The following is a 15,633-nucleotide window of genomic DNA, read 5'->3' on the forward strand; positions in this document are numbered from 1 at the left end:
GGTACCTCCTCCGTGCGCGCTGTGCCGTGATCGACTTCCCGGAATTCACCCCGGCAATCGCCGGCCGGCACCGGAACTTCCCGCGCCCGTTCCCGGCGTCGGGTAGGCGACTGTCCAGCGCCGCCTCCCCGGCATCGGCCCGCGCCGGGGGCATGATGACCGTATGACGGAGCTGTTGGTGCTGGTGAACGGCCTTCCCGGGTCGGGGAAGTCGACGGTGGGCCGCGCGCTGGCGGCGGTGCTCGGCGCGCAGTTCCTCGCCAAGGACGTCGTGAAGGAGGCGCTGGCCGACTGCGTCGACGACGCCGCCGTGGCAGCCGCGCTCGGCGGGGTCGCGATGGACGCGGTCTGGGCGCTGGCCAGGGCCGTCCCCGGCACCGTCGTCGTGGACTCCTGGTGGTTCCGCCCGCGCGACCTGCACTTCGCCCGCGCCGGGCTGGACCGCTGCGCCGCCGCCCGCGCGGTCGAGGTCTGGTGCGACGTCCCCGCCGAGACCGCCCGCCGCCGCTACGCCGACCGCCGCCGCCCCGCCTTCTACCAGGACCGGCAGCAGCTGGCCGAGCACTGGGACACCTGGGCCGCGCACGCCGAGCCGCTCGGGCTCACCCCGGCCGTCCGGGTCGACACCGCCGGGCCGGTGGACAGCCTGCTCCTCGCCGAGCGGGTGCTCGCCGCCGCCGACCGCACCCCCGCCGGAGCCTTCCCGCCGCGCTGAGCCCCGGCCGGCGCTCCCCCGCCGACCACTCTCCGGCCGAAGCCTTCCGCCGCGGCGGAATCGGCTGCGAAACAGCGAGATCCGCTGCCGAAAGCCCATCGGTTCCCGAGCTGCGCGGGTGCGCGCGACCCCCGTCTGTGCTACAACTTGTGCGCTTCATGAAAATGATTGTCATTTGCCAAAGGCTTGCGGGAGGACGCTCGGCATGGGACATCTGCTGGTGATCGAGAGCTGGGTGGGGGCGATGAGCACCCTGCTGCCCCGGGCGATCCGGGAATCGGGGCACCGCTTCAGCTTCCTGACCCGCGATCTGGGCCACTACCTGCGCAAGCCGCCACCGGGGCACGCCGTGCACCCGCTGCTGGCGGCGGAGAACCTGCTCACCGCCGAGACCAACGACGGCGCCGCGCTGCCCGCCCGGGTCGCCGCGCTGCACGGGGTGCTCGGCTTCGACGGCGTCGTCTCCGCCTGCGACTACTACCTGCCCGCGGTGGCCGCGGTCGCCGAGCACCTGGGGCTGCCGGGAGCGGGGGCCGAGGCCACCGCGCGGGCCTGCCGCAAGGATCACGCGCGGATCGCGCTCGCCGCGGCGGGCGTGCCCGGCCCGCGCTTCGCCGTCGCCACCGGGTGGCCGGAGACGGCGGCGGCCGCGGCGGAGCTCGGCTACCCGCTGGTCGTCAAGCCGGTCGACCTGTGCGCCGGGATGTTCGTGCGGCGCGTGGAGACCGAGGCCGAGCTGCGCGCCGCGCACGGCGCCGTCACCGCATCGGCCACCAATGCCAGGCAGCAGCCCCGGGTGCCCGCGGTGCTGCTGGAGGAGCTGCTGACCGGGCCGGAGGTGAGCGTGGAGACGGTGACCACCGGCGCGGGCACGGTGGTGGCCGGGGTGACCGACAAGAGCCTCACCGGCGCGCCGTTCTTCGTGGAGTCCGGGCACATGTTCCCGGCCGCGCTGCCGGAGCCGGAGCGGGCCGCCGCCGCGGAGCTCGCGGTCGCGGCGGTGACGGCGCTCGGGCTGCGGCTCGGAGTGGCGCACACCGAGGTCAGGCTGACGCCGGCCGGGCCGCGGCTGGTGGAGGTGAACCCGCGGCCCGCCGGGAACCGGATCACCGAGCTGGTGCGCCGGGTCACCGGGATCGATCTGCCCATGGCGCACGCCCGGCTCGCGCTCGGCGAGCAACCGGAGCTCGAGCCGGTGCGGACCGGCGCCGCGAGCGCCGCCATCGGGCTCGTCGTGCCGCCGCGGGCGGGGCGGCTCGCCGCGGTCGGGCTGCGCGGCGGTGGCGCGGCGGCGGAGCTGGCCGCGCTTCCCGACGTGGTGGAGGCGGTACTGCCCGAGCCGGGCACCGTCGCGGCCGAGCCGACCAGCAACAACACCTACCTCGGGCACCTCATGGTGGTGGACAGGGCGGGCGCGGGCGCCCGGCGCCGGGCCGAGGAGCTGCTGGACCGGCTGGAGCTGCGGTACGCGGAGCTCGCCGGGGCGGTGGCGCCGTGATCCCGGAGAGCCTCTGTCGCGTCACCGATCTCACCGAGCTCGCCGCCCGGGTGCGCGCCGCCGCGCCCGCGATCGCCGCCGAACCGGTGACCGTCGCCTTCAGCACGCACCAGGGCGCTGAGCACGCGGGACGGCGCACCGGCTACCGGAACCACGTACTCAGCCTGCGGGTGGGGGCGGCGGTCGGCTCCGCGGCGGTGGCGCCGGGCAGCGTGGCCGACGATGCCGTGCACGGCTGCGTCGGCAGCCCGGCGGAGGCGCTCTTCACGCATCCGCTGCTGCCGGTGCGGGTGGCCGCGCTCGATGCCGTGCTGGCGGCGGCGTGGCCGCACGCCGGGGAGGCGGTGCCGGTGCCGGGCGGGGATTCCCGGGCCAAGTCCGAGGCGCGGGCGGCGGCGGTGGTCGAGCTGCTCGGCACCGGGGTGCGCACGGTTCTCGTTGTCGGCGTCGTCAATTCGCTGCTGCGCGCGCTGCGGGAGCGGGGCATCGGGTATCGGGCCTGCGACCACACCGGCGGGCACACCGAGTGGGGCGAGCCCATCGGCACCGACGCCGCCGCGGCGCTGCCCGGCTGCGACGCCCTGCTGGTCTCCGGGATGACGCTGGCCAACGGCACCCTCGAGCCGCTGCGCCGGCACGCCGCGGCGCACGGGCTGCCGCTGGTGGTCTTCGCGCAGACCGGGGCCGCGGTGCTGCGCTGCTTCGTCGGGGCCGGGGTGACCGCGCTCTCGGCGGAGCCGTACCCGTTCTTCTGGCTCGACGGCGGGCCGAGCGTGCTGCACCGCTACCGGCAGGGGGCGGCGTGAACCGCCCGGTGCCGAATCCCGCGCTGCGGGCGCTGCTCGGCGCGACGCCGCTGGCCAGGATCACCACCCCGCTGCCGTACGAGCACCGCGGCTTCTGGGCCAAGCTCGAGTACCTGCGGCCCGGCGGGATGAAGGCGCGCGCAGCCGTCTCCATGCTCACCGCCGCCAGGGAGCGCGGCGACCTGCGCCCGGGCGCACCGGTCGTCGAATCGACCAGCGGAACCATGGGGTTGGGGCTGCTGTACGCCGGGCAACTGCTCGGGCACCCGATCGTGCTCGTCGTCGACGACGAGCTGGAACCGCCCATGCGGGCGCTGCTCACCGCGCACGGCGCGCGGCTGGAGATCGTCAGCGAGCCGCACCCCGCGGGTGGCTGGCAGCGGGCCCGGCTGGAGCGGGTGCACAGCGTCCTGGCGGCGCTGCCGGGCGCCTGGTACCCGGCCCAGTACGACAACCCGGACAACCCGGCCGGGTACGCGGCGCTGGCCGGGGAGCTGCTCGCCGAGCTGGACGAGATCGATGTGCTGGTGTGCAGCGTCGGCACCGGCGGGCACAGCGCCGGGGTGGTGCGCGAGCTGCGCAGGCACCGGCCGGGGGTGCGGCTGGTCGGGGTGGACTCGGTGGGCTCCACGCTCTTCGGGCGGCCGGACCGGCCGCGGCTCATGCGCGGGCTCGGCAGCAGCATCCACCCGCGCAATGTCGCCTACGACGCCTTCGACGAGGTGCACTGGCTCGGCCCGGCCGAGGCGGTGGACGCCTGCCGCCGGCTGGCCGGGCACAGCTTCGTCACCGGCGGCTGGAGTACCGGCGCGGTCGCCGCGGTGGCGGCCTGGCTGGCCCGGGTGGAGGACCCGGTGTCGGTGGTCGCGGTCTTCCCGGACGGGCCGCACCGGTACCTGGGGACCATCTTCGACGACGAGTTCTGCGCCCGCGCCGGGCTTTTCGCGCCGCGCAGGCCGTACCCGGTGGAGGTGGCGGATCCGGGCTGCGTCGCCGTCTCCGGCTGGACCCGGTGCCGGAGCGTCGTCGATCCGCTGGCCGCGAAGCGGGTGCCGGCGTGAGGGTGTCGTGGCGGGTGACCACGCTCGCGCTCGCCACGCCGCTGCGGATCGCGCGCGGGAGCATGGCGGCGCGGGAGGCGGTCGAGGTCGTGCTCACCGATGCCGATGGGGTGCAGGGGCACGGCGAGGTGGTGACCAGCGTGCGGCTGGGGCTGGATGTCGCCGGGATCGTGCGGGCGCTGGCGGACTCGCGGCCCGCGCTGGCCGCGGCCCGGGACGGGGAGCAGGTGCTGGCCGTGCTGGCCGCCGCTCCCCCGCCCGCCGGGGTCAGGGCCGCGCTCGACGCCGCCGCGCACGATCTGCTCGGGGTGCGCGCGGGGTGTCCGGTGTACGCCCTGTTCGGGAACGGCGCGGCCGGTGGTACAAGCCGCTCGGGGGTCCCGGTCCCGGGAGGGGGGGCCGTGGCCGAACACGCGGGTGGCGCTGCGCTGAGCGAGGCCGGGGCGCTGGACGGCGCTGCGCCGGGCGGGGCCGAGACGCCGGGCGGCGGTTGGCAAAGCGGGGCCGTGGCGCCGGGCGGCGCGGCGGCGCGGCGGCCGGGGGGCGGCCGCCCGACCGGCACCTTCGCGCCCGTCCCGACCGCGCGCACGATCGGGATCGGCGCCCCCCTCGAGGCCGCCGGGCAAGCGAAACGACTGTGGGAGAGCGGTTTCCGGGTGCTGAAGGTCAAGGCCGGGGACCCGGCCGACGTCGAGCGGCTCGCGGCGGTGCGCACCGCCGCGCCGGACGCCACCGTCATCGCCGACGCCAATGGCGGCTGGACCGCCGAGCGCGCGGTCCGCACCCTGAACCACCTCCCGTGGCTCGCCGCCGCGGAGCAGCCGGTCCCGCCGGGCACCCCGGAGACCCTCGCCTGGGTGAGCGAGCGCAGCCCGGTCCCGGTGATCGCCGACGAGGACGCCGCCACCGTCGCCGACATTCAAGCCCTCGCCGGTGCCGTGGCCGGGGTGAACGTGAAGCTCGCCGAGTGCGGCGGCCTCGAGCCCGCCCGCGCCATGATCGCCGCGGCCGAGCGCTCCGGGCTGGAGATCATGCTCGGCTGCCTGGTGGCGAGCTCGCTCGGCATCGCCCCCGCCGTCCACCTGACCCCGCGCGCCCGCTGGGCCGACCTGGACGGCCACCTCCTGCTGGCCGCCGACCCGTGAACCGGGCTCGGCGGCCACGACGGCATCCTGCGCCTGGAGAACACCCCCGGCCTCGGCGTTCGGCGGGCCTCATGACCTCGTTCCGCACCTTCCCGCTCGCGGTCCGGTTGCTGCTGATCAACCAGTTCGGCGTGAACCTCGGCTTTTACCTGCTGATCCCGTACCTGGCGACCTACCTGACCGATGACATCGGGCTCTCGCTCGCCGTGGTCGGCGTGGTACTCGGCGTGCGCAACCTGGCCCAGCAGGGGCTCTTCCTGCTGGGCGGCACCGCGGCCGACCGGCTCGGCGCGCGCGGCGTGATCATCGCCGGGTGCGGGCTGCGGACCGTCGGGTTCGGGCTCTTCGCGCTGGGCGAGTCGGTGCCGGTGCTGCTGGCGGCGGCGGTGCTGAGCGGGCTGGCCGGTGCGCTGTTCAACCCGGCGGTGCGCGCCTACATCGCGGTCGCCACCGACCGGAGGGCCGAGGCGTTCGCCCTGTTCAATGTGTTCGCGCAGGCGGGGGCGCTGGCCGGGCCCGCGCTCGGGGCGCTGCTGGTCCTCGTCGATTTCCGGGTGTCGGCGCTGGTCGCGGCGGGCATCTTCGCGCTGCTCACGCTGGCGCAGGCGGCGGTGCTGCCGGGCCGCGCGGTGCCGCCGCAGCAGCGCTCGGTGCCCGCGCAGTGGTGGGCATGCCTGCGCGACCGCCGCTTCCTCGCCTTCACGCTGGCGCTGAGCGGGATGTTCGCGCTGCAGAACCAGCTGTACCTGGTGCTGGCGGTGGCGGCGCAGCGCGCGACCGGGTGGGCGAGCGCGGTGGCGGCGCTCTTCGCGGTCTCCACCGCGGTGACCTTCGCCGGGCAGGTGCCGATCACCCGGCGGCTCGGCGCCCGCGCCGAGCGGGGCCCGGCGCTGGCGCTCGGCATGGCGGTCATGGGGGCCGGGTTCGCGCTGCTCGGCGCTGCGCCGCTGCTCGGGCCGGCGCCGCCGCTGGCGCTGCTCCCGGTGCTGGTGACGACGGTGTTCCTGGCGGTGGGGATCATGATCGCGCAGCCGTTCGTGTACGAGCTCATTCCGGCCTTCACCACCGAGAGCGACACCGGCACCTACTTCGGCATGTTCTACCTGGTGTCCGGGGTGGTGGCGGCGGTGAGCACCGCGGCCGTCGGGGCGCTGGGCGAGCTCGGGGGCAGGCCGACGGGGTGGGTCGCGGCGCTGGTCTGCGCCGGGATCGGCTTCGGTTGCGCCGCCGCCGTGCTGCTGCTGCACCGGCTCGGGGCACTGCCGCGCGCGGAGGTTCCGGCATGAGCGGGCCCGGTGCGCGGAACTTCCTCACCGACAACCCGGCGCTGTACGAGGCCCGCTTCCCGGATCCCGGGCACGTAGCCGCGCGCTTCGTCGACGAGACGGTGCGGCGCTTCGGCGGCGGGCGCAGGCTGCTCGATCTCGGCTGCGGGACCGGCCGGGACGCCGGGTACCTGGCCGGGATCGGCTACGCGGTGACCGGGCTCGACTCGTCGGAGGCCATGCTCACCTACGCCCGGAGCACCTACCCGGCAGCGGCTTTCGTCCCCGGCGACCTGCGCGATTTCCACCTCGGCGCCCCATTCGACGTCCTCACCTGCCTGGACAGCGCCCTGCTCTACTGCCACACCAATACCGAGCTCGCCGGATTCCTTACGCACTGCGCCCGGCACCTGGAGCCCGGCGGCCTGCTCATCGCCGAGATGCGCAACGGCGCCTTCTTCCTCGGCCGCACCGAACCGCCCGCCGCCACCCGCGCCCTCACCTGGGACGGCGCCACCTACCACTCGCACACCGCCCTGCGCCTCGACCACGCCGCGCAACTCCTGCGCCGCACCCGCACCTGGAGCCTCCCGGACGGCACCACCCTGCACCAGGAATCGGCCTGGCGCCTCCTCTTCCCGCACGAGCTGCGGTACTTCCTCGACGTCGCCGGATTCGACGTCCTCGCCCTCTTCGACGGCCCCGGCCCCCGCACCGACCCGGTGTGGGAACCCGGCGCGGCGCCGTCCGCCGACGCCACCGGCGATCGGCTGCACCTGGTCGCCCGGCTCCGGGCGGCCGCCCCCGAAGGAGAAGCCTGATGCAGCACCCCACCCTCGACCGGCGCCGATTCCTCGGCCTCGCCGCGGGAGCGGGCGCCCTCGCGCTCACCGCCGCCTGCGGCACCGGCCCGGACAGCACCGCCACGCCGCGCGCGGGCGGACGGCTCCGCGCGGTGTTCGCCGGTGGCGGGGCCCGCGAGGTGCTCGACCCGCACAAGGCCAACCTCTTCGTGGAGGCCGCCCGCGCCAAGGCGCTCTACGACAAGCTCGCCGACCTCGGCACCGACGTCGCCCCGCGGCCCCGGCTCGCCGAGCGCTGGGAGCCGGACGCCTCGCTCACCCGCTGGCGGATCACGTTGCGGCAGGCGGTCTTCCACGACGGCCGCCCGCTGCGCGCCGCCGACGTGCTGGCCAGCTACGCCCGCATCCTCGACCCCGCGCAGGCGCTGCGCGCCCGCTCCAGCCTCGCCGTGATCGACCTGGCCGCGAGCCGCGCGGTGGACGACCGCACGGTGGAGTTCGCGCTGCGCCGCCCGTTCGTCGAGTTCCCGAACGTGCTCGCCGCCTTCGGCGCCTACATCGTGCCCGAGGGACACACCGACTTCGACCGCCCGAACGGCACCGGCCCCTTCGCCTTCCGCTCCTTCGAGCCCGGCCGCAGCACCCTGCTCGCCCGCTTCGACGACCACTGGGACGGCGCCCCGCACCTGGACGAGCTGGAGTTCCTGCTGGCGAACGAGGAGTCGGCGCGGATCAACGCGCTGCTCGGCGGCCAGGTCGAGTACGCGCACGACCTCTCCGCCACCACCGCGCGCAGCCACGAGGCCGGAGGCCGGGTCGCCGTGGTGCGCTCGCCGAACAGCCTGGCGCACGGCTTCGCCATGAAGCTGGACCGGCCGCCGTTCGACCGCCGCGAGCTGCGCGAGGCGCTCTTCCTGCTCGCCGACCGGCGGCAGCTGGTGGACAGCGTGCTCTCCGGCGCCGGGCAGGTCGGCAACGACCTGTTCGGCCGCGGCTACCAGTACTACGACGACGCGATCCCGCAGCGCACCCCCGATATCGACCGGGCGCGGGCGCTGGTGCGGGCCGCCGGGGCCGAGGGGGCGCGGATCGACCTGCTCACCTCCACCGCGTCGGCGGGCATGGTGGAGGCGGCCACCGTGCTCGCCGACCAGGCGCGGGCGGCCGGGCTCACGCTGAACGTGGTGCAGGGCAACAGGGACACCTACTGGGCCGACACCCTGAACAGCGGGGTGCTCACCAGTTTCCGCTCCGGCACCATGCCGATCGAGACGCACATCGCGCAGCGGCTGCTCACCGGCGCGAGCAACAATGTGACCAAGTGGAACCGGCCGGAGTTCGACGCGCTGTACGACACCGCCGTCGCCACCGCCGACCCGGTCGCCCGCACCGAGGTCTACGCCCGCATGCAGCGGCTGCTGCACAGCGACGGCGGCTACCTGTGGTGGGGCTTCGGGGAGAGCATCGTCGGCACCGCGCGCTCGGTCGCCGGGGTGGCCTCGGCGCCGGCCAATACGCTGGACTGGGCGCGCTTCGACAAGGTCTGGATGGCGTGAGCTTCGGGCGGTACGTGGCGCGGCGGCTCGCGCTCGGGGCGGCGCAGGTGCTCGCCGTCGTCACCCTGGTGTTCCTGCTGGTGGAGGCGCTGCCGGGGGATGCGGCGGTGACGCTCGCCGGGGACAACCCGGAGCCGGAGCGGATCGCGCGCATCCGGGCCGCCATGGGGCTGGAGCGGCCCGCGCCGGAACGCTACCTGGACTGGCTGGCCGGGCTCCCCCGCGGCGACCTCGGGACCTCGCTCGCCGCCGACCGGCCGGTGCGCGCGTTCCTCGCCGCCGCGGTGCCGCCGACGCTGCTGCTGGCCGGGCTGACCCTGGTGCTGCTGGTTCCGCTGGCGGTGTGGCTCGGGGTGCTCGCCGGGAGCCGGGAGGGCGGGGTCGTCGACCGGGTCGTGAGCTCGGTGAGCGTCGGCCTGCACGCCGTGCCCGAGTTCGCGCTGGCGCTGCTGCTGGTCGCGGTGTTCGGGGCCGGGCTCGGGTGGTTGCCGCCGACCGCCGTCGGGATCGACCCCTTCGCCGAGCCCGCCGTGCTGGTGCTACCGCTGCTGGTGCTGGCCGCGCGCCCCCTCTGCTCGATCGCGCGGCTGGTGCGCGCCGGGATGATCGAGGCGCTGGCGTCGGGGTACGTGCGCCACCTCGTCCGGATCGGCCTGCCCACCTGGCGAATCCGCTACCTGCACGCCCTCCCGAACGCGGTCGCTCCCGCCGTGCAGCAGCTCGCCCGCACCGTGGACTGGCTGCTCGGCGGCGTGATCGTGGTCGAGGCGGTCTTCGTCATCCCCGGCCTCGGTACCGCCCTGGTCGACGCGGTCGCCGCCCGCGATCTCCCGGTGGTCCAGGGGCTCGCCGTCCTCTTCGCCACCATGACGGTCCTGGTCAACCTCGCCGCCGACGTCATCGCCTTCCGCCTGGCTCCCCGCACTGCGGGACTCCGATGAAGCCGATGCGAGACAGGGGCGCACCGAACGTGCGCCGCGCCCGGTCGGCGGGCACCGTCACCTCGGTCGCGCGGTACGGGATCGGCATTGTCCTGCTCGGAATTCCGCTACTCCTGGCCCTCGCCGGACCCTGGTTCGTCCCGGACGAACTCACCCGCGGCATCCCCTTCGCCGGTGGCGCCGAGAACCCCCTCGGCACCGATTTCGTCGGCCGCGACGTGTGGCACCAGGTTCTGCTCGGCGGCCGCAGCGTGGTCCTCATCGCCCTCGCCGCGACCGCACTCTCCTACCTGGTCGGAATCCCCCTGGCGCTGGCAGCCGCCACCACCCGCCGCCGCCTGGTGGACGAGGCACTCATGCGCCCGCTGGATCTGCTGCTGGCCATCCCGTCACTCCTCCTGCTCATCCTGGTGGCCGGAATCGCCCGCGCCGGAACGGCGATCGTCATCCTGGCGGTCGCGCTGGTGAACCTCCCCGACGTGGTGCGGGTCGTGCGCGCCGCCGCACTCGAGGTCGCGGGCAGGCCGGCCGTCGAGGCGCTCCGCCTGCAGGGCGAGACCCGCGGCTACATCGCCATCCGCTACGTCGGCAGGTCACTGATCCGCACCCTCGCCGCCGACCTCGGCATCCGCCTCACCGCGGCGCTCTACCTCGTCGCCTCGGCCTCGTTCCTCGGCATCGGCGTCGCGCCGGACGCCGCCGACTGGGCCGTCATGGTCGACCGCAACCGCGCCGGCCTGTTCCTGCAACCCTGGGGAGTCGTCGTGCCCGCCCTGCTCATCGTCGCGCTCACGGTCGGGCTCAACCTGATCTTCGACCACGCCACGGATCGGCGGCGGCGGTGAACCCGGTCGCCGAGATCGACGCGCTGTCGGTCACGGTCGCCGGCCGGACCCTGCTGGCCGGGGTCGACCTGCGAATAGCCGCGGGCGAGATCGTCGCGCTGGTCGGCGGCTCGGGCAGCGGCAAGACCACGACCGCGCTCGCGCTCTTCGGCGAGTTCCCGCCGGGCGCCGAGGTGCGCGGGTCGGCGCGGGTGCGGGGCCGGGCCGCCTTCGTCCCGCAGCATCCGGCGGCGGCGCTGGACCCGGTGCGCCGGATCGGCTCCGCGCTGCGCGAACTCGCCGGGCACCACGGCAACGCCGATCCCGCGACCGCGCTGCGCCGGGCACACCTCCCCGGCGACCGCGCCTTCCTGCGCCGCTTCCCGCACCAGCTCTCCGGCGGCCAGCAGCAGCGGCTGCTCATCGCCGGGGCGCTGCTCGGCGACCCGGTGCTCGTGGTCGCCGACGAGCCGACCACCGGGCAGGATCCGGTGACGAGGGCGGGCATCGTGGCGGAGTTGCGCGGGTTGCGCGCGGCCGGGATCGCGGTCCTGGTGCTCTGCCACGACCTGGATGTGGTGCGCGGCAGCGCCGATCGGGTGCTCGTGCTGGATCGGGGCCGGGTGGTGGAGGAGGGCCGGGTGGCCGAGGTCTTCGCCGCCCCGGCGGCGGAGTACACCCGCGCGCTGGTGGCCGCCGCGGCACCCGGCGCGCCCTCCCCCCGAGGGCAGACGCCCGCGGGTGTCGGGGCGGCCCGGCTGGAGATCACCGGCCTCGCGGCCAGGCACCACGACGCCCCGGTGCTGCACGACATCACCCTCACCGTCGAGCCCGGCACCTGCCTCGGCATCGTCGGCCGCTCCGGCAGCGGCAAGACCACCCTGGCCCGCTGCCTGGCCGGGCTGCACGCCCCCGCCGCTGGCGCCATCCGCCTGGACGGCACCCCGCTCCCCCGCACCCTCGAAGCCCGCGGCCGCGGCGGAATCGCGGCCGTGCAGTACGTCTTCCAGGACGCCGCGGGCTCCTTCGACCACCACCGCCCGATCCTGGAACAGGTCGCCCGAACCGCGATCCGCCTCCGCGGCCTGCGCGCGCGAGCGGCCCGCGCGGCCGCCGCCGAGCTCCTCGAGCGCCTCGGCCTCCCCGCGGCCACCACCGCCCGCCGCCCCGCCCACCTCTCCGGCGGCGAACTGCAGCGCGCCGCGCTGGCCCGCGCCCTGCTGGCCCGGCCCCGCCTGCTCGTCGCGGACGAGATCACCACCGCCCTCGACACCGTCACCAGGGCCGCGATCCTGGACGTATTGGCGACCCTCGGCATCACCCGCGTGGTGATCGCCCACGACCTCGCCGTGATCACCCGGATCGCCGACACCGTCGCGGTGCTGCACGAGGGCCGGGTGCTCGACCACGGCCCCGCGACAGCGGTTCTCGCCGGGCGGTGACCGGCCCCCTCGAGGGCCGGCCCCGGCCCGCTACTTCGCGGGGAACGGCGCGTTGATCGTGCTGAAGTACTGGATCGCCGCCCCGATCGCGGCGGGCGCGGTGACCAGGAGCTGCCCCGCGACCGTCCCGAGCGCCCCGATCGCGATCACCCCGCCGACGCACCCCACCGCCGCCGCGGGCACGAACGGCCCGAAGAGCCCGACGATGGTCGCCGAGGCGACGGTGGCACCGGCGATCCCGCCGAGCACACACCCCGCCGCGGCCCCGGTGAGCCCGCCGACCAGGGTGCCGATGGTGGCGCCCATGCCGATGGTGCTTGTCATCCGCGACCACGCCGCCTGCTCCCGGTCGTACTCGCTCTTCCAGGGCGCCCTGTCCTCGTACGGCAGCGCGACCGGCCGGTACACCGCCCGCTCCGGCACGAGCTGCGGCGTGAGCACCGCCGTCCGGCCGGAGATCTCGGCGGCGATCGGGAATTCGAAGTCGTCCAGCCGGAAGGTGAGCGGCGCACCGGCGACCGCCACCCCCTCCGGCGAGACGATCCGCAGGACCCCGTCCGCCACCTCCAGCGTGCCCGAGCCGATCTCGACGATCGACGCCGTCTCGGTGGCACGGGCCTCGAACGTGACGGCCGCGGGCGCGGGCTCGGCGAGCGCGGTGCCGGGCAGGGTGCCGAGCACGGCGAGCGCCAGCGCGGGAGCGAAGGTCCTTCGGAACATGGTTCATCCTCATCGATCGAGCGGGCAGAGCCCGCTCAGCTTAACGAGAATGATTTTCACTAGCAATGAGGTCCAGCGCGATATCGGTGATCAGGTCCTCCTGTCCGCCGACCAGGCGCCGCTCCCCGACGGCGAGCAGGATCTTGCGGGTGTCGAGGCCGTACTGCTTGGCGGCGGCCTCGGCGTGCCGCAGGAAGCTGGAGTAGACCCCGGCGTAGCCGAGCGTGAGCGTCTCCCGGTCCACCTGGACCGGGCGGTCCTGCAGCGGGCGCACGATGTCGTCGGCGGCGTCCTGCAGCGCGAAGAGGTCGCAGCCGTGCTTCCAGCCGGAGTGGTCGGCGACGGCGACGAAGGGCTCGATCGGGCAGTTGCCCGCGCCCGCGCCGTGCCCGGCCAGCGAGGCGTCCACCCGGATCACGCCCTCCTCCACCGCGACCACCGAGTTGGCCACCGAGAGCGAGAGGTTCTGGTGCGCGTGGATGCCGATCTGGGTGCCGGGATCGAGGATGTCGCGGTAGGCGCGCACCCGGTCGCGGACCCCGTTCATGGTGAGCCTGCCGCCGGAGTCGGTGACGTAGACGCAGTGCGCGCCGTAGGACTCCATGAGCTTGGCCTGCTTCGCCAGCGCCTCCGGCTCGGCCAGGTGCGACATCATGAGGAAGCCGCTGACGTCCATGCCCAGCTCGCGGGCGGTGCCGATGTGCTGGGCGGCGACATCGGCCTCGGTGCAGTGCGTGGCCACCCGCACCGAGGTGACGCCCATCTCGAAGGCGCGCTTCAGCTCCACCACGGTGCCGACGCCGGGCAGCAGCAGGGTGGTCAGCTTGGCCCGGTGCACCACCGCGGCGGCGGCCTCGATCCACTCCCAATCGGTATTGCTGCCGGGGCCGTAGGTGAGGCTGTGCCCGGCCAGGCCGTCGCCGTGCGTGACCTCGATGGCGTCGACACCGGCGGCGTCCAGCGCGGCGGCGACCCTGGCGACGTTCTCCGGGCTGATCCGGTGCCGCATGGCGTGCATGCCGTCGCGCAGCGTGACGTCCTGGATGTAGAGCGCGGCGCCGTCGGTGGCGCTGGGGCGGGTGGACTCGGTCATCGAACTGCCTCCGGAAGCAGGGTCTCGGCGATCTGCTCCGCGACCCGGAGGGCGGCGGAGGTCATGATGTCCAGGTTGCCCGCGTAGGCGGGCAGGTAGTGCGCGGCGCCCTCGACCTCGAGGAAGACCGCGACCTTCCACAGCCCGGGGCCCTTGTCCACGCCACCGGTGAGGGTGGTGACCGGCTCGGCGTCGTCCAGCTTGGTGAACTGCACCTCCTGCTTGAGCCGGTACCCGGGCACGTACTTGGCGACGGCGGCGACGGTGTTCCGCACGGATTCCCGGATCGCCTCCTGGTCCGGGTCGTTCACCAGGGTGAGCACGGTGTCGCGCATGATCAGCGGCGGCTCGGCGGGGTTGAGCACGATGATGGCCTTGCCGTGCGCGGCGCCGCCCACCTTCACGATGGCCTCGGAGGTGGTCTCGGTGAACTCGTCGATATTGGCGCGGGTGCCCGGCCCGGCCGACTTCGAGGCGATGGAGGCCACGATCTCGGCGTAGTGCACCTCGGTCACCGCGGCCACCGCCGCCACGATCGGGATGGTGGCCTGCCCGCCGCAGGTCACCATGTTCACGATCGGCTCGCCGATGTGCTCGTCCAGGTTCACTGTCGGCACCACGAACGGGCCGACCGCGGCCGGGGTCAGGTCGATGATCCGCTTGTCATACGGGCGCAGCGCCTCGACATTGGCCAGGTGCGCCTTGGCCGAGGTGGAGTCGAAGACGATCTGGATATCGGCGAAATCCGGGTGCTCGATCAGCCCCTGCACGCCGCTGTCCACGGTGGCGACGCCGAGCCTGCGGGCCCTGGCCAGGCCATCGGACTCCGGGTCGATGCCGACCAGCACGGCGATCTCGACGTGCTCGGCGACGCGGAGGAGTTTGATCATCAGGTCGGTGCCGATATTGCCCGACCCGATGACCGCGGCTTTGATCCGGCTCATGCTGTCCTGCTTTCCCGAGAGGTGAAAATGGCGGTGACGCTGCCGATTCCGGTGAGCTCGGCGGTGTAGGTGCCGCCCGGCTGGACCGGGGCGAGCGGGCCGAGCGCGCCGGAGAGCACGATCTCGCCCGCGCGCAGCGGGGAGCCGAACTCGCGGGCGGTGTTCGCCAGCCAGGCCAGCGCCGCCCAGGGGCTGCCGAGGCAGTCGGTGCCGCGCCCGGCGGAGATCTGCTCGCCGCCCGCGGTGAGCACCATGGTGACCTGCTCCAGGTCGGGGGCGTCGGCGATGGGGAGCGAGTCGCCGAGCACGTAGAGCCCGGAGGAGGCGTTGTCGGCGACGGTGTCGGCGAACTCGATGTCCCAGTTCGCGACCCGGCTGTCCACGATCTCCAGCGCGGCGTGCACCGTGCGCACGTAGCCGGGGGCATCGGCGGCGGTGATCGGGCCGGTGATGTCGGCGGCCAGGGTGAAGCCGATCTCGGCCTCGATCCGCGGCTGCAGCAGCCGGTCGATGTCGACGGCGGGATCGCCGGTGCAGTCGAAGTCGTCGAGCAGCACGCCGAAGTCGGGCTGCTCGACGCCGAGCTGGCGCTGCACCGCGGGCGAGGTCAGCCCGATCTTGCGGCCGATCACGGTGCGGCCGCCGGCCAGCAGCGCGGCGAGGTTGCGCTGCTGGATGGCGTAGGCCGAGGCCAGATCGTCGGGGGCGATGAGATCGCGGATCGGGGCGCAGGGAATGCCGGTCGCGGCGGCCGTGGCGAGCCGCGCGGCGGCCGCCTCGATCGTCTGGGGTTCCACCGTTGTCATGGTCCGAACGGTAG

At 74.9% G+C, this 15,633-nt stretch carries 15 protein-coding genes; 11 read left to right on the top strand and 4 right to left on the bottom strand.

Annotated features, from left to right (window positions below; all coding sequences use genetic code 11):
• The first annotated feature begins 163 nt into the window (after positions 1–163).
• The 11 genes from AB0H71_RS22130 to AB0H71_RS22180 all read left to right on the top strand — a co-directional run bounded on the left by AB0H71_RS22130 (position 164) and on the right by AB0H71_RS22180 (position 12,056).
• Positions 164–715, top strand: a complete 552-nt coding sequence (locus AB0H71_RS22130; protein ID WP_357023936.1) for an AAA family ATPase — start codon at positions 164–166, stop codon at positions 713–715.
• 205 nt (positions 716–920) lie between these two features.
• Positions 921–2,213: an ATP-grasp domain-containing protein gene (locus AB0H71_RS22135; protein WP_357023939.1), complete on the top strand. Its 1,293-nt coding sequence runs from the start codon at positions 921–923 to the stop codon at positions 2,211–2,213.
• A complete protein-coding gene (locus AB0H71_RS22140; protein WP_357023942.1) occupies positions 2,210–3,019 on the top strand; it encodes a DUF364 domain-containing protein in 810 nt (269 codons plus the stop codon). Before AB0H71_RS22135 ends, AB0H71_RS22140 begins: the two co-directional genes overlap by 4 nt.
• Positions 3,016–4,080 (top strand): PLP-dependent cysteine synthase family protein, encoded by a 1,065-nt coding sequence (locus tag AB0H71_RS22145; protein WP_357023945.1) that lies wholly within the window; start codon positions 3,016–3,018, stop codon positions 4,078–4,080. Before AB0H71_RS22140 ends, AB0H71_RS22145 begins: the two co-directional genes overlap by 4 nt.
• Entirely contained in the window at positions 4,077–5,225 is a 1,149-nt protein-coding gene (locus tag AB0H71_RS22150) for an enolase C-terminal domain-like protein (protein ID WP_357023948.1), read from the top strand. The genes AB0H71_RS22145 and AB0H71_RS22150 overlap by 4 nt, the downstream gene beginning before the upstream one ends.
• 71 nt (positions 5,226–5,296) lie before the next feature.
• Positions 5,297–6,511 (top strand): MFS transporter, encoded by a 1,215-nt coding sequence (locus AB0H71_RS22155; protein WP_357023950.1) that lies wholly within the window; start codon positions 5,297–5,299, stop codon positions 6,509–6,511.
• Entirely contained in the window at positions 6,508–7,311 is an 804-nt protein-coding gene (locus tag AB0H71_RS22160) for a methyltransferase domain-containing protein (protein WP_357023952.1), read from the top strand. Before AB0H71_RS22155 ends, AB0H71_RS22160 begins: the two co-directional genes overlap by 4 nt.
• Positions 7,311–8,849 (top strand): ABC transporter substrate-binding protein, encoded by a 1,539-nt coding sequence (locus AB0H71_RS22165; protein WP_357023955.1) that lies wholly within the window; start codon positions 7,311–7,313, stop codon positions 8,847–8,849. Before AB0H71_RS22160 ends, AB0H71_RS22165 begins: the two co-directional genes overlap by 1 nt.
• Positions 8,846–9,790: an ABC transporter permease gene (locus tag AB0H71_RS22170; RefSeq protein WP_357023958.1), complete on the top strand. Its 945-nt coding sequence runs from the start codon at positions 8,846–8,848 to the stop codon at positions 9,788–9,790. Before AB0H71_RS22165 ends, AB0H71_RS22170 begins: the two co-directional genes overlap by 4 nt.
• A 5-nt stretch (positions 9,791–9,795) precedes the next feature.
• Positions 9,796–10,635: an ABC transporter permease subunit gene (locus AB0H71_RS22175; RefSeq protein WP_357023960.1), complete on the top strand. Its 840-nt coding sequence runs from the start codon at positions 9,796–9,798 to the stop codon at positions 10,633–10,635.
• Positions 10,632–12,056: an ATP-binding cassette domain-containing protein gene (locus AB0H71_RS22180; RefSeq protein WP_357023963.1), complete on the top strand. Its 1,425-nt coding sequence runs from the start codon at positions 10,632–10,634 to the stop codon at positions 12,054–12,056. The genes AB0H71_RS22175 and AB0H71_RS22180 overlap by 4 nt, the downstream gene beginning before the upstream one ends.
• A gap of 30 nt (positions 12,057–12,086) precedes the next feature.
• Here AB0H71_RS22180 and AB0H71_RS22185 read toward each other — a convergent pair whose 3' ends face one another.
• The 4 genes from AB0H71_RS22185 to AB0H71_RS22200 are packed head-to-tail and all read right to left on the bottom strand — an operon-like array spanning position 12,087 to position 15,619.
• Positions 12,087–12,776 (bottom strand): hypothetical protein, encoded by a 690-nt coding sequence (locus AB0H71_RS22185; protein ID WP_357023965.1) that lies wholly within the window; start codon positions 12,774–12,776, stop codon positions 12,087–12,089.
• A 40-nt stretch (positions 12,777–12,816) separates the two neighbouring features.
• On the bottom strand, positions 12,817–13,869 hold the full coding sequence (dmpG, locus tag AB0H71_RS22190; RefSeq protein ID WP_357023968.1) for a 4-hydroxy-2-oxovalerate aldolase: 1,053 nt from the start codon (positions 13,867–13,869) through the stop codon (positions 12,817–12,819).
• Positions 13,866–14,813: an acetaldehyde dehydrogenase (acetylating) gene (locus AB0H71_RS22195; RefSeq protein ID WP_357023971.1), complete on the bottom strand. Its 948-nt coding sequence runs from the start codon at positions 14,811–14,813 to the stop codon at positions 13,866–13,868. The genes dmpG and AB0H71_RS22195 overlap by 4 nt, the downstream gene beginning before the upstream one ends.
• Positions 14,810–15,619, bottom strand: coding sequence for a fumarylacetoacetate hydrolase family protein (locus tag AB0H71_RS22200; RefSeq protein WP_357023974.1), 810 nt, complete (start codon positions 15,617–15,619; stop codon positions 14,810–14,812). Before AB0H71_RS22200 ends, AB0H71_RS22195 begins: the two co-directional genes overlap by 4 nt.
• Positions 15,620–15,633 lie beyond the last annotated feature (14 nt).

This window comes from Nocardia sp. NPDC050697 (assembly GCF_040654395.1).
In the GTDB taxonomy this organism is placed as follows: domain Bacteria; phylum Actinomycetota; class Actinomycetes; order Mycobacteriales; family Mycobacteriaceae; genus Nocardia.